The organism is Paenibacillus sp. USDA918EY, assembly GCF_009870825.1.
Classification (GTDB): Bacteria; Bacillota; Bacilli; order Paenibacillales; family Paenibacillaceae; genus Paenibacillus_AQ; species Paenibacillus_AQ albilobatus.
In genome coordinates this window covers 238158-262883 of sequence record NZ_WTWY01000002.1, presented here as the reverse complement: position 1 = coordinate 262883, position 24726 = coordinate 238158, and the positions used below count along the sequence as shown (strand labels likewise).

Annotated in this window: 19 protein-coding genes; 10 read left to right on the top strand and 9 right to left on the bottom strand. The window is 56.0% G+C overall.

The genetic code is table 11. The annotated features are described in order from the left end of the window. Window positions 1-591: 591 nt before the first annotated feature. Together GQY55_RS05450 and GQY55_RS05445 are read left to right on the top strand one after the other, a co-directional pair. Window positions 592-2130, top strand: a complete 1539-nt coding sequence (locus GQY55_RS05450; protein ID WP_160038976.1) for an HD domain-containing phosphohydrolase — start codon at window positions 592-594, stop codon at window positions 2128-2130. A 180-nt stretch (window positions 2131-2310) separates the two neighbouring features. Further along, window positions 2311-2613 (top strand): hypothetical protein, encoded by a 303-nt coding sequence (locus GQY55_RS05445; RefSeq protein ID WP_160038974.1) that lies wholly within the window; start codon window positions 2311-2313, stop codon window positions 2611-2613. Window positions 2614-2711: 98 nt separating this feature from the next. On the opposite strand, the gene GQY55_RS05440 is transcribed toward GQY55_RS05445, so the two are convergent. From GQY55_RS05440 to GQY55_RS05410, 7 genes are all read right to left on the bottom strand, one after another. Further along, on the bottom strand, window positions 2712-3854 hold the full coding sequence (locus GQY55_RS05440; RefSeq protein ID WP_160038972.1) for an ABC transporter permease: 1143 nt from the start codon (window positions 3852-3854) through the stop codon (window positions 2712-2714). 151 nt (window positions 3855-4005) lie between these two features. Further along, window positions 4006-4980: an ABC transporter ATP-binding protein gene (locus GQY55_RS05435; RefSeq protein WP_306434060.1), complete on the bottom strand. Its 975-nt coding sequence runs from the start codon at window positions 4978-4980 to the stop codon at window positions 4006-4008. Window positions 4981-4991: 11 nt separating this feature from the next. Continuing rightward, window positions 4992-5762 carry a hypothetical protein gene (locus tag GQY55_RS05430; protein ID WP_160038970.1) on the bottom strand — a complete coding sequence of 257 codons (771 nt, stop codon included), beginning with the start codon at window positions 5760-5762 and terminating at the stop codon, window positions 4992-4994. Next, entirely contained in the window at window positions 5762-6475 is a 714-nt protein-coding gene (locus GQY55_RS05425; RefSeq protein WP_160038968.1) for an ABC transporter ATP-binding protein, read from the bottom strand. Before GQY55_RS05425 ends, GQY55_RS05430 begins: the two co-directional genes overlap by 1 nt. Further along, a complete protein-coding gene (locus GQY55_RS05420; protein WP_160038966.1) occupies window positions 6475-6879 on the bottom strand; it encodes a GntR family transcriptional regulator in 405 nt (134 codons plus the stop codon). Before GQY55_RS05420 ends, GQY55_RS05425 begins: the two co-directional genes overlap by 1 nt. 258 nt (window positions 6880-7137) lie before the next feature. Continuing rightward, a complete protein-coding gene (locus GQY55_RS05415; RefSeq protein WP_160038964.1) occupies window positions 7138-8487 on the bottom strand; it encodes an MATE family efflux transporter in 1350 nt (449 codons plus the stop codon). A 45-nt stretch (window positions 8488-8532) separates the two neighbouring features. Then, window positions 8533-9159, bottom strand: coding sequence for a TetR/AcrR family transcriptional regulator (locus GQY55_RS05410; protein ID WP_160038962.1), 627 nt, complete (start codon window positions 9157-9159; stop codon window positions 8533-8535). 291 nt (window positions 9160-9450) lie between these two features. Between GQY55_RS05410 and GQY55_RS05405 the strand changes: the two genes are divergently transcribed. After that, on the top strand, window positions 9451-10140 hold the full coding sequence (locus tag GQY55_RS05405; RefSeq protein WP_160039809.1) for an oxidoreductase: 690 nt from the start codon (window positions 9451-9453) through the stop codon (window positions 10138-10140). 118 nt (window positions 10141-10258) lie between these two features. Here GQY55_RS05405 and GQY55_RS05400 read toward each other — a convergent pair whose 3' ends face one another. Both GQY55_RS05400 and GQY55_RS05395 read right to left on the bottom strand, forming a co-directional pair. Then, the gene (locus GQY55_RS05400) at window positions 10259-11872 is read right to left on the bottom strand and encodes a response regulator (RefSeq protein WP_160038960.1); all 1614 of its coding nucleotides are present in this window, start codon (window positions 11870-11872) and stop codon (window positions 10259-10261) included. Then, window positions 11869-13677 (bottom strand): cache domain-containing sensor histidine kinase, encoded by a 1809-nt coding sequence (locus GQY55_RS05395; RefSeq protein ID WP_160039807.1) that lies wholly within the window; start codon window positions 13675-13677, stop codon window positions 11869-11871. The genes GQY55_RS05400 and GQY55_RS05395 overlap by 4 nt, the downstream gene beginning before the upstream one ends. 151 nt (window positions 13678-13828) lie before the next feature. On the opposite strand from GQY55_RS05395, the gene GQY55_RS05390 reads away from it, so the two are divergent. The 7 genes from GQY55_RS05390 (at window position 13829) to GQY55_RS05360 (ending at window position 24714) form a co-directional block, all read left to right on the top strand. Continuing rightward, the gene (locus GQY55_RS05390; protein WP_160038958.1) at window positions 13829-14710 is read left to right on the top strand and encodes a carbohydrate ABC transporter permease; all 882 of its coding nucleotides are present in this window, start codon (window positions 13829-13831) and stop codon (window positions 14708-14710) included. Then, complete coding sequence (locus GQY55_RS05385) at window positions 14710-15546, top strand: carbohydrate ABC transporter permease (RefSeq protein WP_160039805.1); 837 nt, start codon at window positions 14710-14712, stop codon at window positions 15544-15546. The genes GQY55_RS05390 and GQY55_RS05385 overlap by 1 nt, the downstream gene beginning before the upstream one ends. A gap of 174 nt (window positions 15547-15720) precedes the next feature. Then, window positions 15721-17007, top strand: coding sequence for an ABC transporter substrate-binding protein (locus GQY55_RS05380; protein WP_160038956.1), 1287 nt, complete (start codon window positions 15721-15723; stop codon window positions 17005-17007). A 165-nt stretch (window positions 17008-17172) separates the two neighbouring features. After that, window positions 17173-19623, top strand: coding sequence for a glycoside hydrolase family 31 protein (locus GQY55_RS05375; RefSeq protein WP_160038954.1), 2451 nt, complete (start codon window positions 17173-17175; stop codon window positions 19621-19623). A gap of 250 nt (window positions 19624-19873) precedes the next feature. Beyond that, window positions 19874-22957, top strand: coding sequence for a DEAD/DEAH box helicase (locus GQY55_RS05370; protein ID WP_160038952.1), 3084 nt, complete (start codon window positions 19874-19876; stop codon window positions 22955-22957). Between the two features lie 36 nt (window positions 22958-22993). Further along, window positions 22994-23734 carry a hypothetical protein gene (locus GQY55_RS05365; protein ID WP_160038950.1) on the top strand — a complete coding sequence of 247 codons (741 nt, stop codon included), beginning with the start codon at window positions 22994-22996 and terminating at the stop codon, window positions 23732-23734. 149 nt (window positions 23735-23883) lie between these two features. After that, window positions 23884-24714 carry a M15 family metallopeptidase gene (locus GQY55_RS05360; protein WP_160038948.1) on the top strand — a complete coding sequence of 277 codons (831 nt, stop codon included), beginning with the start codon at window positions 23884-23886 and terminating at the stop codon, window positions 24712-24714. The last annotated feature ends 12 nt before the right edge of the window (window positions 24715-24726 follow it).

Below are 24726 nucleotides of genomic sequence, written 5' to 3'. Positions count from 1 at the left end.
AACAGAATAATGACCTTTCCAAAACAACAAAAGCCCTACCTCTCTTTTGTCCTTGCGGCTCCGATGACCGCGCCAGCGTGAATCAGAATGCGTCTTGTCTTAAACTCTTACTTCGTTTGGGTCATTCAAAATAGGAATTTAATGCTTCGATGATCCGATGGAAGGATTCGCGGATCCGAAGAGTTATTCTTTGTTGCGAGGAACAATTGGGGTTAAATGAAATTGTACATTTTCGAATTATACCATGAAAACCAAGATTTTGCAACCTTTTTGAAAAGCGACTTATCCGGGCGATGATCGGGCAACGGATTCCGGACGGGAGGGCACCGTAACGGAGCAGGGGAAAGACGGAATCCGGGCATATTCCAGCCTGAACGGGAAGTCACTTCAAGGAAAGCTATAAAGAAAGTCATAAACATGCGTCTTTGCTCCGCTTCGGCGGGGCTTTTTTTGCCGTTGTCACAAAAAGTTACGGAAAGGGAAAGGTTTGTTGAGATTATTGTCACATATTTCATTCTTTCGGCCGATAATGATAGTAGTATTGGACTAGTCGTTATTTTTATGAATTTTGAATAAGGAAGGCTTTGCTGTATGAATACCGATTATTCTTGTCCGAAGGCGAGGAAGGTGTACCGGTCGTTTCTGGGAAAACTGCTGCGCAATTACATGATCGGCTTGCTGTTAACGGTTCTCGTCGTCGGCACCGCGATCGTTCCTACGCAGGTGGACATGACTCCGGATGAATATCAGCGTCTTGCGTTCATTTTGCTCGTTTCGCTTGCTTGCATGGGCGTTGCCGAATGGATCGTTTTCGCTCGCCATATCCGGCCGGTCCGGCAGGGGCTTGCCCCGGAAGCGGATCTTGAGGTGCTTCGGAAGGCATACGTCCGTACGCACCGGCTGCCGTTATTGTCCGTATTCCGTATTCTGGTGCCGCATCAGCTGAGCTTCTCCATTCCGGCGCTGGCTCTCACGGTATGGATGCTGCATGAGGGCCTGTTGTCATTTCCCGATTTCTACGTATTGGTGGCTGCCATGGGGGCGCTGCTGGTGGCGGGCATGCACGCGATGCTGGATTTTTTCTTGACGACGGCCGCGATTCGCCCGCTTTTGCTCGAGATCAAAACGCTGGCCGAACAAAGGTTTCGGGTGGAACTGGATGCCGATGACCATGTCCTGCTGCCGATCCGCCCCAAATTTCTGGTGAGCGGCATGCTGATCGGTACCCTGCCGCTGCTGCTGTTCAGCATTGCCGCGCATATCCGGCTGCATCGGCTGGAAGTCGACATGTTTCAAAATTATTGGGGCTGGGCCGGAATGATCCTGCTTATCGACGCGGCTTTCGTTTATATGGGGGCGAGGCTGATTACGCAAGATATTGAACGGCCGATCTCCCAGTTGTACGATGCGATGAACGATATTAAGGAAGGCCGGCTGACGAAGGTTCAAAACGTCTATTCCGACGAGTTTTCCAAGCTGGTCACCGGCTTCAACATGATGGTCGGCGCCTTGCAAATGCGGGAAGAGGAAAGCCGGGTGATGCTGGACAGCTATTTCGTCACGCTCGCGGTCGCGCTGGATGCGCGCGATCCGTATACCGCCGGACATTCGCTGCGCGTCGCCGAATATTCGGAGCAGATCGGACGGCTGTGCGGCATGTCTCCCGAGGAGCTGGCCATTATCCGAAAGTCCGCGCTGCTGCACGACATCGGCAAAATCGGCATTCGCGATACCGTGCTGCTGAAGGAAGGGCGGCTGACCGAGGAAGAATTCGATCAGATTAAAGCCCACCCGGCCCTCGGCGAAAATATCCTGCTTCAGATCGAACCGAAGGAAGTGATGGCGCCGCTGCTTCCGGGGGTCCGTTCGCATCATGAACGCTACGACGGGAAGGGGTATCCGGATAGGCTTGCCGGAGAGGAGATTCCGGTGCTTGGAAGGATCATTGCCGTGGCCGATGCCTATGACGCGATGACCTCCGACCGTCCATACCGCAGGGGGATGGCGCCGTCGATCGCCCTCTCCATTTTGGACGAAGGCCGGGGAAGCCAGTGGGACCCGGTGTTTGCCAAAGCGTTTGTAGACCATATGCGCAAACAGCTGCCCTCCATTCCCAAACGGGGAGCTTGATCCGGAAAACGTCTGCCGAATACGGCAGGCGTTTTTTGGGGTTGTGGAAGGATCTGTTCCTTTGGTAAAATGTAAACAAGTATGGGACTGATATTGTAAATTCGGTAGGGTGCCGCTTGCGGTCCATGAACGGGACCAAGCGGTATGAGTCTAGAATAAATCAAGGCGGAGGCGGACGATATGGGCATTGGAAAAGCCGCTTTTTGGACGCTCGAGGCATTGCGAAGCGTCGTGTTTCTGGTCATGGGACTATTTGTTTTAGGCGCCGTCGAAAGGCCGCTGACGGACGGAAAGGAGCTGGCGCCGATCCAGATGATGCTGCTTCTCGCCGCGAATTTGGCCGTTCTTTACGTGTTGCACCGGAACATATTTGCTCTGCGCAGATTTTACCGTCCCGCGGAGAAAAAGAAGCTGTCTGCGGCAATGACGGCGGTGCTGCTCGGGTTTGCGTTCGTTTCTATAACGATCATAGCCGTTGCATAATTGGATATGCAGGATTGGATATGCGCAAAGGGATGCTCTGCCGAAAGGCAGAACATCCCTTTGTTGTTGTGCGTCACGGCGTAGGCCGGTGGTTAGCGTCAGTTGGCCGCGGACCGGAGAAATCCGGGAAGTCTGAGCAGGGCCACGGTGAGCCCGGCAAGGCCGAACGTGAGCAGGATGAGGGCGGCGCCCCATACGTCGCCGAGATGCGCGCCGTGGGCGATGATATCCTGCAGCGAATGCTGCGCCCAAAATTGCGGCAGGAAATGTCCGACCGTCTGCACGGCTTTCGGCAGGAGATAGGAAGGGACCCACAAACCGCCAAGCATGGCGCCGCCCATCGAAATGACCTGCGTGATGACCATGGCCGCCCCTTCGCCGGGAACGAGGAAGGAAAGCGCCAGGCCGATGCCCGTGCCGGCGATGCTGAGGGAGACGACGATAACCGACAATGCGGCGACGTCGCCAAGCGCAAGCCCGTAAACGAAATGGCCGAAAGCGAACAAAATGATGCACTGTGCGATGACCGTCAGAACAAACGGGAACCACATGCCAAGCAAATAATGAAGCGGTTTGATGCGCGTGGTGCGGATGCGCGACAGCAGACCGGTTTTCTTTTCCTCGAAAAAGCGGCGGGCCATCGTAATCATGATAAAAAATACGAACATGACGGTCATGCCGGGCACGACTTGGTCGATCATGCTAAACTTGTCGGAGGACGTTGCCACGTTTTCGATCCGGATCGGCGACGCGAGGGCGGCTTCGGCCTGCGCTTTGGACTCGCCTTTGGCGATCAGCAAGCCCGTCAGCTTTTGCTCGCGGTATTGGGTGGAAATGCTGCTCAGAATCGCCTGGATCGGCGCGACCTCCATCTGGGCGGACGGGTCTTGGTACAGCTTGACGTCGGCCGCTTGGCCCGATTTCATCGCTTGCTCGAAGCCGCTCGGAATCACGAGCATGGCCGAGAACTGCCCCTGTTTGATTTTGTCCAGCTGCCCGTTCAAGTCGTCCGCGGGAAGCTGCTGCACATCCATGATGCCTTTCATTTGGCTTATCAGCGCTTTGGATGCGGCGCTCTGGTCCTGGTCGACCGTTCGCAGCGAGACGGAAGCGCCGCCGTCGCCTTGATTGAACACCGACCCGAACATCACGATAAAAATAATGGGCATCAAGAGAAGGAAAAAGAAGCTTTTTTTATCTTTGCCAATGAGCCGCAGCTCTTTGATCATCATCGATCTCATCGTTTGAATCTCCTTTGCTTCGAATAGGTTCTTGAAGATATAAGAAAGTATAAGTTTCGAAGCGATGGCTTCCTTATATCTCAAGGGAAATTTCCGCTAAGCGCGGTCTGTCTTCTATGAAAGTAAGTCGATAGACGTTTTTCTTGTCGATTTAATCGCGGAGCGCCGTACCGGTGACCTTCAAAAACACGCTTTCGAGCGAAGGGCGGACGATTTCCAGCTGCTTGACGTCCCATGCCTGCTGCGAGGCTTCGCGCAAAAGATGCTGCATCAGGGCCGAAGGCTGTTCCGTTTCCAGCAGCCACCCCGAACCTTCTTTGCGGGAGACGGTAATGTTGGAATCCCGGGGCGGTTCGGCCAAACCGGGAACTTCCAGGTAAATGGCCTTCTGGCCGTACTGCTCGAGCAGTGTGCCCAGCGGTCCCATCGCTTTGATCGATCCCTGGTCCATAATCGCAATTTCGTCGCAGAGGGCTTCGACTTCTTCCATGTAATGCGTGGAATAGATGATGGTCACGCCTTCGGCGTTCAGCTCGCGGATCATCTCGAAAATATGGTTGCGCGACTGCGGGTCGATCCCCACCGTCGGTTCGTCGAGAATGAGCAGCTTTGGACGGTGCAGCAGGGCGGCGGCAATGTTGATCCTTCTTTTCATGCCGCCGGAGAAGGTGCTGACGGCCTCGTTTGCCCGTTCCAGCAGCCCGGTTCTGGCAAGCACCTCATGAATCCGATGCTTCAGCTCCTTGCCTTTGACCCCGTAGGCTTCCCCGAAAAATTCCAGATTCTGATATGCGCTCAGCTTTTCGTACAGCGTAATGTCCTGCGGAACATAGCCGATGTATTTCGCGACGGCGTCGGTTTCGCTGGCCGCGTCTTTGCCGAACAGCTTTGCCGTGCCGCTGTCGGCCTTGACGATGCCGGTCAATATTTTCATGGTCGTCGATTTGCCTGCGCCATTGGGCCCGAGGAAGCCGAACGAGGTGCCCGGTTTCAGCGAAAAGGTGACGTTTTCGAGCGCCTGCTTTTTCGCGTACGCTTTTCGAAGCCCTTTGACCTCCAGCATGTATCCATTGTTAGAAGCAGCAGTCTCAGCCGTTTGCGGTGAATTGATCGTTACTTGAACCATACGTGTTCCCCCTATAAATCGAGTTTCTTTTCAATCAAAAATGCCGTAAGCCGAAGCACCGCGAAGGCGAGCACCCAGTCCAGCGCCACGATGAGCGGAAGCTCAAGCGGATAGGAGGACCAAAGGGAGAGGCTGTATTCCTGGGGAAAACCCTCTTCGGGGAAGACCTTGTCCGTCATGGAATACATTAGGCCAAGCCCCGCCATGAACACGACCCATAGAATCGGCGCCAAAGGGCGGATGACGGTGTTTTGAAGAACGCCCATCAGCATGCCGACCGCGATGATCAGCGGACTGATCGCGACAATCAGCGACAGCCAGTTAAAGCCGGTTTCCATAAACGTCCGGGTCGTTGCGAACGAATAATGGGAAACGGTAAACGAGAGGATCATGACGTACACGGATACGACCACATATAACGTTAAAAGCCCTGCCAATACCTTCAGCCAGATGCCCAGCCATTTGGCGGCAACCAGCCGCGTGCGCGGCTGGGGGATCGTCAGCCACCAACCGTAGGTATCGTTGCTCCATTCGTTTTTGACCGATCCGAATCCGAGAAAAAACGCGATATAGGGAAGACCTAAAGTAACGGTCCAAAGGGCGTTTAACTCGAGGTCCTTTCGAACGGAAAAATAGGTGAGCGTGCCGATGACGACGGTAAAGATGCATAAAAAGTAAACCAACCACCATGTCCGGGGAATGCCGATTCGGTTTTGCCTCTTCCAGCGTCCTTTGCTTTTGAACTCATGGCGAACCAGATCACGGAAAACTGCCGAAAACATTAATCGTTCCACTCCTTCGCGTACAGTTTGCGGAAAACATCCTTCAAAGAGCCGTATTCCGCTCTCAAATCCTCGGTATTGCCGGACCAGATCGCTTGGCCCGCCTTCAGCATCACCGTGTAATCGAAGAGGCCTTCCACTTCCTGAATGTCATGGGTGCTGATCAGGATAGACTGCTCGCTTTCTTCAAAATAATCGATCAGGCTTGCGACGATCGCTTCCCTGGAAATGACGTCGATGCCTGTAAACGGCTCGTCAAGCACCACAAGGTCCACCTCGCGCGCAAGACACAGAATCAGCATGATTCGCGCTTCCTGGCCGCGGCTCATGCCGCCGACGCGCATATCGAGGTCGATGTCCATGTCGCCGGCCAACCGGATCGCCCGTTCCATCGAGAAGCCGGGAAGAAAGGACTTTCCCCATTCAAGCGCCTGCCTTGCGGTATGGCTCGGATACCATCTGGCGCGGTCCGGAAGATAGGCGATGCTGCCGTTCATTTGCCAGCCCGGCTTTTTCCCGAGTACCTCGATCCGTCCCTCATCCGGTCTGACCAAACCGGACAGCGTCCGGAAAAACGTCGACTTTCCGCAGCCGTTCGGGCCGAGGATGCCTGTGATCCGTCCCGCGGGAATTGCGAGGTCAAGCCGGTTGAGCGCCGTTTTATTGCCGTAGCGTTTCGTAACCTGATGGCATTCCACGATGTTTGCCGTCATCAACCGATCCCTCCCGTTCCCGCTTCTTTTTTCCGGCGGATGTATGTTTCGATGTCTTCCCATGAAAGCCCGAGGCTTTCCATTTGCTCCATAAAGCTGTCGATGTATTTGGCGGCCAAGGCCGTCCGGAAGGTGGCCACGTTCTCCGCGGAGGAGGTCACAAACGTGCCTTGACCCCGCCGTTTTTCCGTCAATCCGTCACGCTCCAGTTCCTGATAGGCCCGCATGACGGTGTTCGGATTGATGCGCAGCTCCTGCGCCAGTTCCCTTACCGATGGCATTTTATCTCCCAAAGCGATCTCTCCTTTTGCAATTGCGCTTCTGGCTTGATCCAGTATCTGTTCATATAAAGGTTGACTGAAATCGATCTGAAAATGCAGCGAGCCAACCTGCTGTTCTTCCATAGAGGTTCCTCCCGCCGTACAAAAAAGTACGATTAGTGATTTAAGTGTATTATATCACTTAATACACTTAATACAATAGGCGGAACATCATTTTTTTGAACCGCAATGTTTTCCAAAACAAAAAACCTGCCCTCTCCATAAATGGGAGAAAGCAGGCGCGGCGCGTGTTTCGCGCGTTTTATTTTAAAGGATTCCGCAATGAAAATTTCCGCTACACGCGGTCTGTTTTCCGTGAAAGTACGTCGATAAGGGCATTTTTTATACCGCCGTTTGCTTCGATCTTTGCAAATATTGAACATAAATGAAAATCGAAACCGCCACGACGCATTCGGACAGCGGGATGGAAAGCCATACACCGTTCGTTCCGAGCAGATGAGGCAGCACCAGCAGGAAAATGACCATCAGAATAATTTCCCTTGATAACGTGATCCATACCGCCGCTTTGACCTGTTCGGACGCTTGGAAAAAGGTCATCATGACGAAATTGACGCCCATAAACATATATCCGATAAAAAAGAGCCGGATGCCGTTGATCGCCAGCGAGCGGACCTCTTCGGAGAAATCGCCGAACAGCGAGACGATGCCGCCCGCGGACGCGAGGCCGAGAAGAAAGACGGCGATGCCGGAGACGAAGGCCGTAGCGACGGCGATCCGGACGGTCTGCACTTCGCGTTGGCGCAGCTTGGCGCCGCGGTAGTAGCTGATCAGCGGCTGAATCGCCGAACCCATGCCGAGGAACAGCATCAGCATGACGCTGTGCGCGTAATTGAGCACCGAAAAGGCGGCGACGCCCGCCGTTCCGGCCCATCGCACCATCGCTACGTTGTACCCGATCGTAAACACGGATAGCCCGACCTCGGAAATAAAGCTTGGAAAACCGATCGTCAGCGTCCGGACGGCCAGCTTCAGCGAAAAAAACGGCTTGGCGAAGGAAAGCGTCCGGTCCTTGCGCAAAAAATGGACGAACAGCACCAGCGCCCCAACGAGCGTGGCGAGGACGGTTGCCAGCGCCGAACCTTTGACGCTCATATCAAGCATGTACAAAAATATATAGTTCAAAATGATGTTGAGGACCGCCGAAACGACCATCGAGATCATGGACAGGTTCGGGTTGCCGTCATTGCGGACGAACAGGCTGAATGCATTTTGGATCGTAATGATAAAGCCGTAAGTGAGCAGCACCGTCATATATTCGACGGCATGGGGGAGCGTATCCCCGTTGGCCCCGAGCGCATAAGCCAAAGGAACGCGCAGCAGATAGGCGGTGACGGCGACCAGCATCGTCAGAACGAAAATGAGGATAAGCGAGTGGGTGAAAATCCGCTGCGCTTGCTTGATGTTTTTCGCGCCGTTGGCTTGGGAAAACAAGGTTGCGCCGCCGATCCCGAGCCACAGCGACATGGCGAAAAATACGGAAAACACCGGGGACGCGATGTTGATGCCGGCCAGCGCCAGCGCGCCGAGACGGTGACCGACGAAAATGCCGTCGGCGACAACGTTGATCGACATCATGAGCATGCCGACAAGGGACGGAATAAGGTAGCGTACGAAAACTTTGCCTACGGGGTCTGTCTCCAGCGCAGGCAGCAGGTTTTTTTCTTGACTCATTGGTTCCTCCATTAATTTAAGCAGGTTCACTTTTTATGAAATGAATTAGCCGTTTGCCTTCTCCGCAGCCGGCGGCTCGGTCAGCCCGGTGATGCCGTACAGAAAAACATGCATCGCTTTCAGGTAAAGCGCACGCGCTTGTTCAAAAGACATTTTGTTCGTAGAAAACTCCATGCCGGCTAGCATGCCTTCAAGAATGATGCTGAGCATGCGAGCGTCGTCCGGCTTGAACTCGCCCGTCCGCATGCCTTCCTCCAGCAGTTCCTCGTAATTGCGAAGATACTCCCGCATCATCTCTTCGATTCGATCCTGGTTGGGCGACGTAATCAGCTCGGTAGCGTAAAATTCGTTCATCGCCTTGGTGAGCGGATGCTGAAACCCGTCCTGCAGAAAATGCTCGACCAGCGCGATCATCTGCTCCTTGACGGTATGGTAACGGGCCTTTTTTGCCTGAAACTGCTCGGCCCATTCCCGGTTCCATTCGTCGAGCAGGTAGAGCAGCAGCCCTTCCTTGTTTTTGAAATGGTAATACATATTGCCCTTGCTGATTTGCGTGGCGGAAACGATGTCCTCGATGGAAGTGGAGGCGTAACCTTTTAGCCCGAACAAGGCGCGGGCGGCGTCGGCGATTTTCTGTTTCGTCTGCTGACTTGAAAGCTGTTTTTTGTTCATGGGCCTCATTTCACCTTTCCTACAATCCATAACTTATACTGAACGTTCATTCTAAAATATTTCTTTATCAGTATATTCGCTTTTCACGGGTATTTCAAATCGTTGTTTTGCGGCAGAAGACGGCGAGAAGCGGAGGAGAGCGCATGCATAAAACACGGGTTTGCCGAAAACGGCCGGGCGAGGTTGGATTACGGGGAAAACGGCCGGTTTGGGGAACGAAACCTGTTGAAACCGGGTGCACGAAACGGGTAGAATGAGGTCAAATAAATCCATGAAAGCGGGGTGGGGAAGATCGGATTGCAGGCATTGGTGCTTGGCGCCACGGGACTTGTGGGCGGGGAATTGCTCGGAGAGCTGCTTCGCAGCGAAGCCTATGAATCCGTTGGCGTATTGACGAGGCGGCCGCTGGGGGTTCGGCATCCGAAGCTGCACGAATCGGTCATCGACTTTGAACAATTGGAGGACCATGCGGAACGGTTCCAAGGGGTCAGGGATGTGTTTTGCTGCCTTGGCACGACGATCCGGAAAGCGGGGTCGCAGACGAAGTTCCGCAAGGTGGACCTGGAGTATCCGCTGCGGGCTGCGAAAATAGCCAAACGGCAGGGCGTCGGGCAGTTTCTGGCCGTCACCGCCATGGGGGCCGATCCCAATTCCAAAATCTTTTACAACCGCGTCAAAGGGGAGGCCGAAAAGGCCGTTTGCTCCGTGGGAATCCCGGGCGTGCATCTGTTTCGTCCGTCGCTGCTGCTCGGGGACCGGGGAGAATTCCGCTTCGGCGAAGCGGCGGGGGCCTGGGTCATGAGAAGCCTGGATCCGCTTTTGCGGGGCCGGGCGGCCAAATATCGGGCGATGCCGGCAAAAACCCTTGCGCGCGCCATGGTAAGCATCGCTTTAACCGGTACGGCCGGCGTACATGTTTACCCGAACGACGTCATTCGCGTGCTTGGCATGGAGGCAGAAGAAGGGTACGTAAACGTTTGAAACCTTCGGCCGCAGGGTCCGACGGCATAAAATAGACAAGCGTCCCAAGATCGTTCGAAAGATCTGAAGGACGCTTATTTTTGTTGGTGAAAAAGGCCGTTTAAAAAGGAGGTGAGGCTCAGCGCAGCGCTTGCTCCTTCCGGTATTCGTTGGGGGTGCGGCCTTCCTGCTTTTTGAATACTTTGCTGAAATATTTTTCGTCCTGGTATCCGACCATTTCGGCGATTTGGGCAATGCGCAGCTGCGGATTGAGCAGCAGCAGCTTCGCCTTTTCGATGCGCACGCCCGCCAGGAAATCCGAGATGTTGACGCCGAATTCCTGCTTGAAGCGTCTCGAAATGTATTCGCGGCTCAGAAAAAAACGGGCGGCCATATCCTGCAGCGATATATCCTCGGCGTAATGGTTCTCCAGATATGCGGCGATATCGTGGATGATGTGGTTCTCCCGGGAGTGCTGCTGTGTCAGGATGCGGCTGGCCGCCGTCAGCCGGCCTTCGTATTGGTTTTTCCAAAGGGGGAAGGAGAGCCTTCCTTGCGGATCGAGCGGGAGCGACCGCGGCAGCTCGAGCAGCACATCCTTTTCCGCGCCGTTCGGGGTTTGATCCGAATTTTGGTCCATCCACTGCTTCAGCATCCAGTCCCATTCGGCATTCCACTGCGCAAGCTGCTCCGGCGTTACCGCACCCAGTTCCCGGACCTGGTTCATCCAGGCGTCCACCGCGGCGCCGATTTTTTCCGCGCTGCCGCTGAGCGCCGCCAGCCGAAAACTCTCCTCGTGCGCGCCAAGCCGCAACGGTTTTGGGGGCTGAGGCACCCCGGCATGCAGCCAGCCCGACGCGTCGGCGGCGTTCCGCTGCCACAGCGCCTGGCGGGCCTCCTGGTAGGACTGGGCAGCACCTTGAGGAAAGGGCAGGCGCGTTCCGGCGCCGATATGCACCTGGCGGCGCAGCGTCAGGTCGATGCCTTTGCGGATGTCCTCCAGCACGGATTGCAGGGGCATCGTCTCGTCCCATAGAAGAAGGACGATTTCCTCGGGGCGTCCCAAATGGTGAAAAGCGATGCCTTTTTGTCCGGATAGCAGCACCTCGTTGCAGATGTTGATCAGCGTAAAGTACAGCAGCTCAGGCATCTGCGCGAACTTGTTCAATACCTCCTGATCCAATTGGGCCGTGCTGATGACGGCCGCGCGGCAGAAGGCTGCGTCGCCCGGAAGGCCGAATTCGTCCCGCAGCTGGCGTACAAGGTCCTCTTTGCCGCCATGGCCGCCGATGAGGTCGGTCAGCAGCTTGTCCGCGTAATGCGGCCGCATGCGGTTAAGCTCCATGTTTTGACGCGTGCTGAGACGGCTCTGAAGCGCTTCGGCGCGCGCAGCCTCCACCGCCTTGCCGAGCGCGTCGTTCAGCGCATCCGGATCGACGGGCTTGAGGATATAATCCAGGCCGCCGCTCCGGATCGTATGACGCACCAGCTCGAAATCGTCGTATCCGCTGATGACGACCGCTTTAACGGAGGGGCGGTTCTCCTTGATCCATTCCAGCAGCTTTGTTCCGTCCATTCGCGGCATGCGCATATCGGTCATGACGATTTCGGGGGATTCCTCTGTGATGATCTCTACAGCCGATTGTCCGTCGGAAGCCTCAAGGATGGCGGTGACGCCGTGCCTGTCCCAATCGGCCAGCATTTTTATCGCATCCCTCACATGCTTTTCGTCATCCGCAATCAAAACCTTCATGATTCCTCATTCTCCTTCGTCTGTGTCGCTTTGGTGTGTATTTGCGCAGTGATCCGGACGCCTTGCGGCTCGATGTTTTCGATATGGAGTTCCGATCCGTGCTCGTTGTACAACTGCAGGCGCATCGTTACGTTGTGAAGCCCGATCCCGTACTCCTCGCTCCATTCGGCCTGTGCTCCGCTTTGCTGCCGTTCAAGCTCGGAGGCGAGCCGCTTCAGCAAGTCCGGCGGAATCGATTCCCCGTTATTTTCGATTACAATCGTCAATACGCCGTCCGGGTTCATCCGGCTCATAATGTCAACACGGCCACGCCCGTCTTTCAGGTTGTCCATCCCGTGTTTGAAAAAGTTCTCGACGAGCGGCTGCAAAATCATTTTCGGCATCGGCACCCCCAGCGTGTCCGGCTCAAGGCGGATCGAAAATTCCAGCTGGTCGCCGAACCGCTCCTTTTGCAAATCGAGGTACAACCTCGCGTGCTCGGCTTCTTCCCGAAGCGTCACCAGCGCGTCGCCCTTGTTCATGCTGTACCGCATGATTTTCGCGAGCGAGGAGAGCAGGGCATAAATCCGGGGCACGTTATGATGAAGCGCCAGCGTACCGATCGACTGCAGCGTGTTGTACAGAAAATGGGGGTTGATCTGCGCCTGCAGCGCTTTGAGCTGATTGGTCTTATTCGCCAGCTCCAGCTTGTATTCGCGCAAAATGAGATTGTTGATCGTATCCATCATCTGCCTGAACCTGGAAAACATGATGCCCGTTTCGTCGCGGCTGTTCCAATCGATGTCGACGTTCAGCTGGCCGGATTGGATCCGGTTCATATAGCTGGTCAAACGTTTGATCGGCTCGGTGATGCGCACCGAGATGAACAGCGTTCCGAAGATGATCACCAGCAGGGCGATGACGGCGATCGCCGTATTGATTTTGGTCAGCTGGGTAGCCCGTTCATACAGCGTGGCGTTCGGGATCCGCTTGACGATCGTCCAGTCGGTGTAAGGCGTCTGCAGCTTCTCGTATACGTGCATCGCGCCGTTCATTTCAAAGTAGCCGCTGTCGTTTTGGCGGATATGGTCAAGCACGGCTTGATCCTGCAGCTTTTGGCCGATCTGTTCGTCCCTGCCCGAATATATGACGTTTCCGTCCCGGTCGACGATGACAAGCTGCTCGTTCTTTTTATTAAACAGCTGCTCGCAAATGGCCGCAACCGAATCGAGCCTGACGTCGATGGCCAGCACGCCCAGCACCTTTTCCGAAGGGATGTTGGTGATGGTCCGGTGGAAGGTAAACACCTTGCGTTTCGTATACGAGGTCGGCGACGGGGGAAACCCATAGTCATGGCTGTTATGGGTCGGCTCGATCGCGGTCGTGAATTTTTCGTAAGGCACGGTGCTGACATAAGGCACGGGACGAAACTCCCTTTTCGGAAACGTGGCCGGCGTCACGAGCGTCGACTGGTTGGATTGCGAAGCATGCAGGTAGATCCGCTCGATGCCGCCGACCGTGTTTTGAATGTTTTGCAGCAGCGTAAACACCTCGGCGACGGCCCGGTAATCATCCGGGATTTTGCGCAGGTTCCGCAAAAAATTGGCGTCGTTGTACACCACGAGCGATGCTTTGTTGATATTGTCCAAATAATTGCTTACATTCGTTTTTCCCTGGAAAATCAAATGCCGGTTTTCTTCCAGCGCTTGCTCCTTGATGGTCTCCTTCGTATGGATGTACGTGATGCTGATGGACAGCAGGAGCGGGATCGTCGTGGCCAGAAGCATGAACTGGATCAGCCGCGAGCGGATGCTGCGGAACTTGATCGGTTTATCCCCTTCTTTGACGTAATGGCCTGTTTTCGGCATATCAATATTTTCCCCCTAACGGTTCACGATCCTCCGTGTTTTTTGTAAACGCATTCCTTCATACTTGACCTACAGATAGTTAGAGTACTTCGAAAAGGGGAGAATCGGGATGAATCGCAAAAAAACGTCCGGGCTGTTTCAGCAGCTGGTGTTCGTGGGGCCATCCACGCTCTTTTTTACCGTCATTATTGTGATTCCGTTCCTGCTGGGCCTCTATTATTCCTTTACGAGCTGGAATGGGGTATCCGGCGAGGTCGCTTGGGTCGGCATCGACAATTTCAAACAAATATTAACGAAAGATCCCGATTTTGGGAAGGCTTTCTGGTTTACGGTCCGTTTTACGGTCATCGGCATTATTTTAACTAATTTGCTCGGATTTTTCCTGGCGTATTTCCTGACGAAGCCGCTAAAGACGCGCAACGTGCTGCGCACCGTCTTTTTTATGCCGAACGTGATCGGCGGCCTGCTGCTCGGATTTATTTGGCAGTTCATTTTCGTCAAAGGGTTTTCCGCGGTGGGCGATGCCACCGGCTGGCATTTCTTCAACCTGCCTTGGCTCGGCGACGCGACGACCGCGTTTTGGGGCATCGTGATCGTGTTCGTTTGGCAAACCGCGGGTTATTTGATGGTCATCTACATTTCGTCGATCAACAACATTCCGAAGGACATTATCGAAGCGGCTGAAATCGACGGGGCGAGCAGGCTGCAAATTTTGAAAACGGTCATTATGCCGCTTGTCATGCCGGCCGTTACCGTTTGTTTGTTCCTGGCGATCTCCTGGTCGTTCAAAATGTTCGACTTGAACCTGTCCCTCACGAAAGGCGGGCCGTTCCGCTCGACCGAATCGGTGGCGCTGAACATTTACAACGAGGCGTTCCAGAACAACCGTTACGGGCTGGGCACCGCCAAAGCGATCATTTTCTTCGTTGTCGTGGCGGTCATTACGAGTTTGCAGGTGAAATTGACGAAATCGAAGGAGGTTGAATCGTGATGGAAGTATCCAAAAAATACCGCTTCGGGACGCTCGCGACCGAAATCGTCATGGTTGTCATCGCGCTGCTCTTTCTGATTCCGTTCTACTTCCTGTTCGTGAACTCGGTCAAAACGTTCGGCGATCTGCTGACCAATGCCGCCAGCTGGCCGAAAAGCTTCGAATGGCACAACTACAGCAAGGCGTGGGACATGACGAATTTTCCGTCGGCCTTCAAAAACTCGCTGATCGTCACCGTATTCAGCAACGCGCTGCTCGCGTTGTTCAGCGCGATGGCGGCGTACCGGATGGTTCGCCACAACAGCCGTTTCAACCGGTTTTTGTTCGCCGTTTTCGTCGCGGCGATGGTCATCCCGTTCCAGTCGATCATGATTCCGCTCGTGAAAGTGATGAGCTCGCTTAGCTTGATGAACAGCATACCGGGATTGATCGTGAGCTACCTGGGTTTCGGCGTGCCGCTTAGCGTATTCCTGTTCCACGGGTTCGTCAAATCGATACCGCTGGAAATCGAGGAGGCCGCGCGGGTGGATGGGACCAATACTTACGGCACTTTTTTCCGGATCGTGCTTCCGCTTTTGAAACCGATGTTCGTTACGGTTATCATTTTAAATACGCTGTGGATCTGGAACGACTATCTGCTTCCGTCCCTGGTGCTGCAAAGCGCGGACCTGCGGACGATACCGATCGCCACGTTTGCGTTTTTCGGCCAGTTCACGAAGCAGTGGGATCTGGCGCTGCCGGCGCTCGTGCTCGGCATCTTGCCGGTCATCGTATTTTTCCTGGCGATGCAAAAATATATCGTCGAAGGCATTACGCAGGGCGCGGTCAAAGGCTGATGCGGGCTGGAACGGGGCGAACCGGACAGGTCAATCCGTTCCCCCTGTTTCGTCAATATCGTAAGTGCTCATCGGTTTTGCCCGACTCTATAATGGAGAAGTAAACGGTTACAAAACAAGCTTTTGGATATGATTCCCGTTTGACATCGGAAATTGAAAAGGGAGGATTCATTCATGAAAAAACGTTCCAAAATCACGCTCGCTTCGATGCTCGCGCTTTCCGTCGTGCTGGCGGGCTGCGGCTCGAAAACAGACAAAACGGCGAGTGGCGGCAGCGAAGGACAAGGCGGCACAAAAACGATTCATATTTTCCAGTTCAAAGTGGAAATCGCGGAAGCGCTCAATAAGTTGAAGGCCGATTACGAGGCAAGCCATCCGGGCATCAAGCTGGATATCCAAACGGTCGGCGGCGGCTCCGATTACGGCGCGGCGTTGAAGGCGAAATTCGCTTCAGGCGAAGAGCCCGACATTTTTAACGTCGGCGGGTACACCGATTTGAACACTTGGTCGGACAAGCTTGAGGACCTTTCGAATGAAAAATGGGTCAGCGACATGGTGGACGTGTCCAAGGACCAAATTACAAAAGACGGCAAAATTTACGGCATGCCGATGAACCTGGAAGGCTACGGCTTCGTTTACAACAAGGATCTGTTCAAAAAAGCGGGCATCACGGAAATTCCGAAGACGCTGACCGAGCTGGACGCAGCCGCCAAAAAACTGCAGGACGCCGGCATCACGCCGTTCGTCAACGGATACCAGGAAGGCTGGATTTTGGGGCAGCATACGCTGAACGTGGCGTTCTCCCATCAGAAGGATCCCGGCGCGTACATCGACGGACTGAACAAAGGCACGGCCAAGTTCGCGGGCAACCCGGAAATGGACGGGCTGATGAAGCTGTTTGACCTGACGCTGAAATACGGCAACAAAAACCCGCTGACAACCGATTACAACACGGAAATGACCATGTTCGCGAACGGCCAGGCCGCCATGACGCAGCAGGGCAACTGGACGCAGGTGCAAATCGACGGCATTACGCCGAACATGAGCATCGGCCTCCTGCCGATGCCGATCAGCGATAACGCGGAAGAAAACGACAAGCTGCTCGTCGGCGTGCCGAACAACTGGGTCGTCAACAAAAATTCCAAGGTGAAAGACGACGCGAAGGAATTTTTGAACTGGCTCGTGACGTCCGATCAAGGCAAAAACTACATCACCAAAGAATTTAAGTTCATTCCGGCGTTCAAGAGCATCAACGCCACGGAACAGGATCTCGGCGCGCTGGGCGCGGAAGTGCTGAAATACAGCAAGGAAAACAAGGTGCTGAGCTGGCAGTTCGCCAGATTCCCGGAAGGCGCATGGAATGAATTCGGTTCGAGCATGCAAAGCTATATTGCAGGCAAATCGGATAAAGACCAGCTCCTTGCGGACTTCCAAAAAACTTGGGATAACCTGAAGAAATAAAGAAATGCAGCGGCTTTGGCCGGTAAACGGAGGCTCCCTTTGATCATTCGAAGGAGCCTCTTTCCATCAAGGATTGGGTATGGGATATGAAAAAATGGGTTGTGCGCGTAATCAGGGCAACCGGATGAACGCAAAATCCCGCAACAAGAAGAAGGAGCGAGAGCAATGGAAGGAAGCGAAGCGATCCGCCCGGACAAATACGGAGCGGCGGGAAATGGCGAGCAGTGGAAGGACGTAGGCAGGTTTCAAAAAACCGAGCGGCGCGGGGATACGTTTGTTTTGCGGGGGGAGCGCGGCGGCGCGGCCGTATTGTTCCCGGCGGAGGGCATATTCCGCATCAAATTTTTCAGAAAAGGCGAGCCGGACTTATCCGCGACGGTGGCCATCGATCCCGCATTCCGGCAAAAAAGCGAAAGCGGCATCGAGCTGGAGGAAACCGGCGACCGGGTGGTCCTTCGTTCTTCCCTGATCGCGCTTGAGGTCGACAAATCCACGTTTGCGCTTACGGTCCGCGACAAGGAGGGCAAGGTTCTCTGCCATCAGAAAAGCCTTGCCTTCCACCCGCGCAGCGGCGTGCACGCGCTTTACGATATGCCGCAGGATTCGCATTTTTACGGGCTCGGGGAGAAATCGAGCTTCCTCGACAAACGCGGCGAACGTTACACGAACTGGAACACGGACGTTTACGCGCCCCACGTGCCGGAAATCGAGGCGTTGTACCAGTCGATTCCGTTCGTGATCCATATGAGCGGCGGAACGAGCTACGGCCTCTTCCTCGACAACCCGGGCCGGACCGAAGTGGATATGAGGACGCATGCCGAATCGTTTGCGATGGGCTGCAGCACCGGGGACTATGATTTGTATTTCATCGCCGGCCCGTCGGTGAAAGACGTCGTGACGCGCTACACGTCGCTGACCGGGCGCATCGAGCTGCCGCCGAAATGGGCGCTTGGGTATCATCAGTCCCGTTACAGTTACATGGATCAGGAAGAGGTACTGGAGCTCGCGCGCACCTTCCGCGATAAAAACATCCCGTGCGACGTCATTTATTTGGATATCCATTATATGGACGGGTATCGGGTATTTACGTTCGACCCGGTCCGTTTTCCGGATCCTCGGGCGATGATGAAGGAGCTGCGCGATATGGGCATCCGCATCGTGCCGATCGTCGATCCCGGCGTGAAAAAGGATCCGACATACCCCGTGTACCGGGAAGGCGTGCAGCAGGAGCATTTCTGCACCAGGCTCGAAGGCGGCATTTACTTTGACGAGGTATGGCCCGGAACGAGCGCGTTCCCGGATTTCACCGACGACCGGACGTCGAAGTGGTGGGGCGATCTGCATTCCTTTTACACGGAGAACGGGATTGAAGGCATTTGGAACGACATGAACGAACCGGCTGTATTTAATGAAAGCAAAACGATGGACCTCGACGTCATCCACCGGAACAACGGCGATATGAAGACGCATGAGGAGCTGCATAATTTGTACGGTTTGCTCATGTCGAAGGCGACGGCGGAGGGGCTGAAGCGGCAGCTGGACAACCGGCGGCCGTTCGTCCTGACCCGTGCGGGATACGCGGGCATTCAGCGTTACGCGGCGGTGTGGACGGGGGATAACCGCAGCTTCTGGGAGCATATGGCGCTTGCGATGCCGATGGTGCTGAACATGGGATTGTCGGGTTTGCCTTTCGCCGGGCCCGATATCGGCGGCTTCGCCCACCATACGTCGGGACAGCTGCTTGTGCGGTGGACGCAGATGGGCGCGTTTTTCCCGTATTTCCGCAACCATTCCGCGATCGATACGCTCCGTCAGGAGCCTTGGGCGTTCGGCACCGAGACGGAAGAGATCATCCGGAAGTACATCGGTCTCCGTTACCGCTGGCTGCCGCATATTTACAACCTGTTCCAGGAAGCTTCGATGACGGGCATGCCGGTCATTCGTCCGCTCGTGCTGGAATATCCGCACGACCCGAATGTGACGAATCTTTGCGACCAGTTCCTGCTCGGCGATTCGGTGCTGATCGCGCCGGTGTACCGCCCGGATACGGATCACCGTGCCGTTTATTTACCCGAAGGAGCATGGTTTGATTACTGGACGGGCGAAAAGCTGGAAGGGGGACGTTATATTCTCGCCTCCTGCCCGCTCGAGACGATGCCGATGTACGTCAAAGCCGGGTCCGTCGTTCCCGAAGGGGCGCTGACCCAGCATGCGGACGACCAGACGAACGGGAACGTGACGTTCCACATTTACGGGGCCGCAGCCCGGACCGGATTCAAAGCGGAGTACAGCTTATACGAGGATGACGGCGCCACTTATGATTACCGTGACCAAACCTACTCCCGTTTGAACGTGTGCCTTGAAGGCAAAGAGGGAGGCCTCGGGCTGTCGTATGCCTATGCGCATAGAAAATACGAGGCGAACCGGAGCCTGCTGCGGTTTAAGCTTCACCGCCCGGACTTTGCTGTGAAAGAAGTGACGGGACTTGCGTCCGTTTCTGCGGAGCAGCTGCAGGAAGGCGCGGAAGGCTGGCATGTGGACGGCAACGGCGGCCTGATCATTCAAACGGCCGACCGATCGGCCGGGGCAAGCTGGACCATCGAAACCGCAAAATAATAGAGCAGCGCAAGGCCGAAGCCTGTTTCGCCGGGAATGAACCGGGGAGCGGGCTTCGGCTTTTTATGCGATCCGGAAGGGGCCCGTTCGGGGTTCAGGCGAAGCCGCGGGAAATCCGGGGCCCCGATCTGTCGCAGCGCTCCCCGAATGCTATTTTGAGCGATGAAAATGCGATTGAGGTTTTTAAATTCGGCCGTTTTCGTATAAGATGAAGATATTATGTCTAATCAAGGAACGACAGGAGACAACCATGAATCAACCGCTATATGGCGTATGGCTAGGTGACGTGTTTTTTTGTTTTTCGGGAGAAATGTCCGAGCCGAGGGTCGACGCTTGGAGCAAAGTCGTCAAATCGCTTCAGCTTTCGGACGGGGCGAAGCCTTTCAAGCAGGCGGTGCTGCGGCTGGCTGAGCTGCGGTATCCTTCGCCTTCGGCTTCGCAGCGCACGGCCCGGCGCGGGGAGCGGCGGCAGCTGATGGGGAGAACGCTGGAAGGGCTTGCCCTGACGCCGGCGGACGCCTTTCACATGCTGCTCGGATGGGACGAATCCGCCTGCGCGCGCCTTGGCCTTCAGCCGGGAGCGGAGATGGGATACTGGGTCAAGGCGGCGCGTTTTGCGCTGGAGCTGATGCTTCGCGGCCAAATCGCGCCGGGAACGGCCGAGGTATCCGCGGGAGGCTCCCGGCGGCGCGCGGGCGTGCTTGCGCTGACGGGCACCTGGAAGCCGAAGCTGAGCGATCCGGATGACGTTGAACGCTTCAGGCAGCTGGCCGGCGCGATGCCGCCGGTCGGATTGGGCGTGCCCGCGCTTCTTGGAAGCGAACCGCTGACGAAACATGAGGCGGGGGCGGCGGTGCTGCATTCTTTTCTCAGCGCCATGATCCACGCGAGCGTGCAGGAGGTTGTGCGGACGGAGGAAGGAAAGCTGTCGCGGCACCAGGCCGATTACCGCCGCGGCACGTCGCCGCTGGCGGAGCTTTGGTGGAACAGTCTGCTGACGGCGAGCCGGACGATTTCCGTTCAGGGAACGACGGAGGAAGTGACGGCCTTGGGCGAGGAAGTGGCCGCGGTGGGCTGCACATCGATCCCCGAGGGCCCGCAGGATGAGGAGCGTTCCCGACACGGCCGGCTGCAGCTCGGGTTTCGTTTGACCCCGAACCATACGGAGGAACAGGAACGGTGGAAAGTCACCTTTTGGGCGGAATTCCAGGACGAGTTCGGCGCCTGGCTGCCGGTGGCGGCGATTTGGGGATACCGTGAACGCCATATTCACCGGCGGGGAAAAATATACGAGAACGTGCAGGAGCAGATGCTGAACCTTCTCGGAGAAGCGGCCGCGCTGTCTCCCGAGCTGGCGCAAGCGCTTTGCGAGCCCGCGCCTCAGGGAATGGAGCTGTCGAGCGAAGAGATGGTGGCCTTTGTGCGCCATTCGGTGCCCCGGCTGAACGAGGCGGGCATGACCGTGCAAATGCCGTCCAAATGGAGCCGCAAGGGGCGGAGGCGGGTCGGACTGACTTTGAAAATGCAATCCGACGATACGAAACCGGGCCTTCCCGTGATCGGCATGGAGCAGCTGGTCTCTTTCCGCGTTGAAGCGGCGCTTGACGGCTTGACCCTCTCGCGCGAGGAGCTGGCCGAGCTCTCTGAAGCGGCCCTGCCTTACGTCAAATTCCGCGGGGAATGGATCGAGCTTGACCTGAAGGAAATCCGCCAAGTGCTGCGGTATTTGAAAAAACATGACGAAGGCGAAATGGATCTGTCGGAATGGCTCCATTTATCGGCGGAGGAAGGCGGGGAACGTTTATGGAAGGGCATCCCGGTCCTTGGGCTGGAAACGACGGGATACCTGGAGTCCTTGCTGGGAGAAGACGGCCCGCGCAAGGTACCGGCAAGGCCGGTGCCGGCCTCGCTTCACGGCGTGCTCCGTCCGTATCAGGAGCGGGGATTTCAATGGCTGTCCGCCATGAGGGATATGGGCTTTGGCGTGTGCCTTGCGGATGATATGGGCCTCGGCAAAACCATACAGGTGATTACCTGCTTGCTGGAGCAGCACCGGAAGGACATGAACCCGGTCCTGATCATATGCCCGACTTCGCTGCTCGGCAACTGGCAGCGCGAGCTGCAGCGGTTTGCGCCGGACCTGAACCTGTACATCCATCACGGCAACCGGCGGCTGCATGGCGAACCGTTTCTGGAGGAAGCGGCCAAACACGACCTTGTCCTGACCACCTATCATCTGGCGGGGAGGGACGGAGCCGACCTGGCCGCGATGGCATGGGCTTCCGTCGTTTTGGACGAAGCGCAATATATTAAAAACCATCGCACCAAGCAAGCCCAGAGCGTCATGAAGCTGTCGGCCCCCCACCGGATCGCCATGACGGGCACGCCGGTGGAGAACCGGCTTGGCGAGTTGTGGTCGATTTTTCACTTTTTGAATCCGGGGTATCTCGGTTCCGCGTCTTCGTTCCGGCAGCGTTATACGGCAAGCGAGGCGGGAGCGGCCAAGCTGCAGGAGCTGCACAAGCTCGTAGCCCCTTTCATGCTGCGGCGCCTCAAGAGCGACCCGGATATTCGCAAGGATCTGCCTGAGAAGCTGGAGATCAAGTCGTATTGCGCACTTACGCCGGTTCAGGGCGTCATGTACCGGGCGGTCGTCGAGCAGGTGATGGAGAGAATCGGGGAAGAAACCGGCATCGCGCGCAAAGGGCTTGTGCTGTCCTCGCTGACCAAGCTGAAGCAGATTTGCGATTCGCCGCAGCTGCTCGGAAAGGAAGAAAAAGGCGCAAAAGGCGAGTCCTCGGGAAAAATGGAGCGGCTCCTCGAGCTCCTCGACCAGATTCAGGAGTCCGGGGAGGCGGCTTTGATCTTTACGCAATACGTGGAGATGGGGCACTTGATCGTATCGCGCCTGGAACAGCGCTACGGCGTCAAGCCGTCCTTTTTGCACGGGGGGGTCTCCAAGCAGGAGCGGGATCAAATGGTAGAAGCGTTTCAGAACGGGAAGGGTTCGCCGTTTTTCGTGCTTTCGCTTAAAGCCGGAGGCGTCGGCCTGAACCTGACCCGCGCCAACCACGTGCTGCATTACGACCGATGGTGGAATCCCGCGGTGGAAAACCAGGCGACGGACCGCGTGTTCCGCATCGGCCAGCAGAAAAACGTCCAGGTGCACAAGCTGATCTGCCAAGGCACGCTGGAGGAACGGATCGATGAGCTGATCGAACATAAAAAGGCGTTGTCCGAGCAGGTCGTCGGCTCCGGGGAAACGTGGCTGACCGAAATGTCCGACAGCGAGCTTCGGGAACTGATTACGCTTCAGGGAGAAGACTGGATGTAACCCGCAAAGTACCAAAAAGCAACCGGGAGGGGTACGATGAACCAAAACATAAAACCGTTCGAGCTGAATATTGTACCCGGCTGGATTCATGCGAAAATCGCACCGGCAGTGACTCCGGGAACGCCCGAAAAGGGCGAACCCTTCGAGGCGCATATCCCGTTTGCGCCGTTTTCCGCGGAGGAAGCCGCGGATATTGTGAAGGAGCTGTCCGGACATCCCTATGAGCTGTACGCTCTGCTGAGAAGCCGGCCCCCTTTATGGCTTGAGGAGGACGTCAAGTCCCGGTATGCGCCGGATTGGGACCGGGCGGAATGCGGCTGCGGCAAGAACGGATGCGGGCATGTCCGTGCGGTCTGGGAAGAAGCGGAGCGGAAATTTCAGGATGAACCCATGCTCCGCTTGACCCTGCTTGGGCTGCCAAAGGAGCGGCTGCTGAACGACGTTTTCCGGGATTGGGCCGAGCGGGTGCCGCCGGCTGCCGAGTCCGACGACAGCGAAGCTTTAGGCAAGCTGGAGGAAAAAGGGAAAGCCGGCCCGTCGGCAGGGGAATGGCTGGCGGAGGCCGCGGAACAGGGGAAGCTTCATGAGCCGGGCGCGGAATACCATGATGTGAAGGTTCGTTTGCAGGCCGAACCTACGGGAGAGCTGCAGATCGACGATTGGGCGGCGCTGCTGCCGGGGGTGAAAAACGCGGAGCAGATCGTCCGCCGGATCACGACCGAAACGGCCGAAAAAGCGCGGGAGCGCTTAAGCCTCATCAAGGATTCGGCCCGATGAAGCCAAAAGGGTTGCCCGCCTGCTTGCCGAGTTACTACAACTAAGCCCCATGGCCATTTGCAGCATAATTCGACTTCTTTTGCCGCATCGACAAGAATCAAGTACAATGGACATAAATGAACTGGTGAGGCAGAGTTAGGAGAATGGACATGAGCAAGCATACGTGGAAAAAGGGATTGTGGACTTGCCTGCTGGTGACCGCGCTTGCGCTTTCGACGGCCGCGCTGAGCGGCTGCCAGAAGACGGGCGGGTCCGGCGGCGAACAGGGACAAGCCCTGAAAGGAGCGGGCAACAGCGACAAGGAGAACCAGGTTCCGGCAGATCCCGTCATGCTGAAGCGCAGCGAGAGCTCGCTGCAGACGACGATTAAGGAAGTGGACGGAAAAGAAGTGGTCACGAATCCGGAGGCGATGACGGTAATTGTCAACAAGCAGCGAAGCTTGCCGGACGGGTATGAGCCGACGGATCTCGTGGAACCGAACGTTCCGTTTTCCTTTGACGGACCGCACGAGAAACGCCATTTGCGCAAGGAAGCGGCGGAAGCCCTCGAGAATCTGTTTGCCGGGGCGAAAGAGGACGGCATCGAGCTGCGCGCGGTATCGGGGTACCGTTCCTACAAGCGGCAAAAGGCCATTTACGAAAACAACGTTCGGACCAAAGGCGAAGCCTACGCTTCGAGCGTAAGCGCCGTCCCCGGAACAAGCGAGCATCAGACCGGCTTGTCGATCGACGTATCCAGCCCGAGCGTCAACAATGATCTGGAAGAGAACTTCGGCGATTCCCGGGAAGGAAAATGGCTTGCCGAGCATGCGCCCGACTACGGCTTCGTAGTCCGGTATCCGAAAGGACGCGACGACATTACCGGTTACGTGTACGAACCGTGGCACATCCGCTATATCGGCGCGGATCTCGCAAAAGATGTGGCGCAAAGCGGCATGACGCTGGAAGAGTATTTTGACGAGGCGAATATTAAGTTGTAAGAAAAGGATTTG

What these genes read in the sequence shown, in the direction of transcription:
- GQY55_RS05410 (WP_160038962.1), bottom strand. Translation starts at nt 9,159, where the DNA reads ATGAACAAAAAACAGCTTTCAAGTCAGCAGACGAAACAGAAAATCGCC.
- GQY55_RS05425 (WP_160038968.1), bottom strand. Translation starts at nt 6,475, where the DNA reads ATGACGGCAAACATCGTGGAATGCCATCAGGTTACGAAACGCTACGGC.
- GQY55_RS05390 (WP_160038958.1), top strand. Translation starts at nt 13,829, where the DNA reads ATGAATCGCAAAAAAACGTCCGGGCTGTTTCAGCAGCTGGTGTTCGTG.
- GQY55_RS05435 (WP_306434060.1), bottom strand. Translation starts at nt 4,980, where the DNA reads ATGGTTCAAGTAACGATCAATTCACCGCAAACGGCTGAGACTGCTGCT.
- GQY55_RS05445 (WP_160038974.1), top strand. Translation starts at nt 2,311, where the DNA reads ATGGGCATTGGAAAAGCCGCTTTTTGGACGCTCGAGGCATTGCGAAGC.
- GQY55_RS05450 (WP_160038976.1), top strand. Translation starts at nt 592, where the DNA reads ATGAATACCGATTATTCTTGTCCGAAGGCGAGGAAGGTGTACCGGTCG.
- GQY55_RS05440 (WP_160038972.1), bottom strand. Translation starts at nt 3,854, where the DNA reads ATGAGATCGATGATGATCAAAGAGCTGCGGCTCATTGGCAAAGATAAA.
- GQY55_RS05370 (WP_160038952.1), top strand. Translation starts at nt 19,874, where the DNA reads ATGAATCAACCGCTATATGGCGTATGGCTAGGTGACGTGTTTTTTTGT.
- GQY55_RS05420 (WP_160038966.1), bottom strand. Translation starts at nt 6,879, where the DNA reads ATGGAAGAACAGCAGGTTGGCTCGCTGCATTTTCAGATCGATTTCAGT.
- GQY55_RS05415 (WP_160038964.1), bottom strand. Translation starts at nt 8,487, where the DNA reads ATGAGTCAAGAAAAAAACCTGCTGCCTGCGCTGGAGACAGACCCCGTA.
- GQY55_RS05375 (WP_160038954.1), top strand. Translation starts at nt 17,173, where the DNA reads ATGGAAGGAAGCGAAGCGATCCGCCCGGACAAATACGGAGCGGCGGGA.
- GQY55_RS05360 (WP_160038948.1), top strand. Translation starts at nt 23,884, where the DNA reads ATGAGCAAGCATACGTGGAAAAAGGGATTGTGGACTTGCCTGCTGGTG.
- GQY55_RS05365 (WP_160038950.1), top strand. Translation starts at nt 22,994, where the DNA reads ATGAACCAAAACATAAAACCGTTCGAGCTGAATATTGTACCCGGCTGG.
- GQY55_RS05400 (WP_160038960.1), bottom strand. Translation starts at nt 11,872, where the DNA reads ATGAAGGTTTTGATTGCGGATGACGAAAAGCATGTGAGGGATGCGATA.
- GQY55_RS05430 (WP_160038970.1), bottom strand. Translation starts at nt 5,762, where the DNA reads ATGTTTTCGGCAGTTTTCCGTGATCTGGTTCGCCATGAGTTCAAAAGC.
- GQY55_RS05385 (WP_160039805.1), top strand. Translation starts at nt 14,710, where the DNA reads ATGGAAGTATCCAAAAAATACCGCTTCGGGACGCTCGCGACCGAAATC.
- GQY55_RS05380 (WP_160038956.1), top strand. Translation starts at nt 15,721, where the DNA reads ATGAAAAAACGTTCCAAAATCACGCTCGCTTCGATGCTCGCGCTTTCC.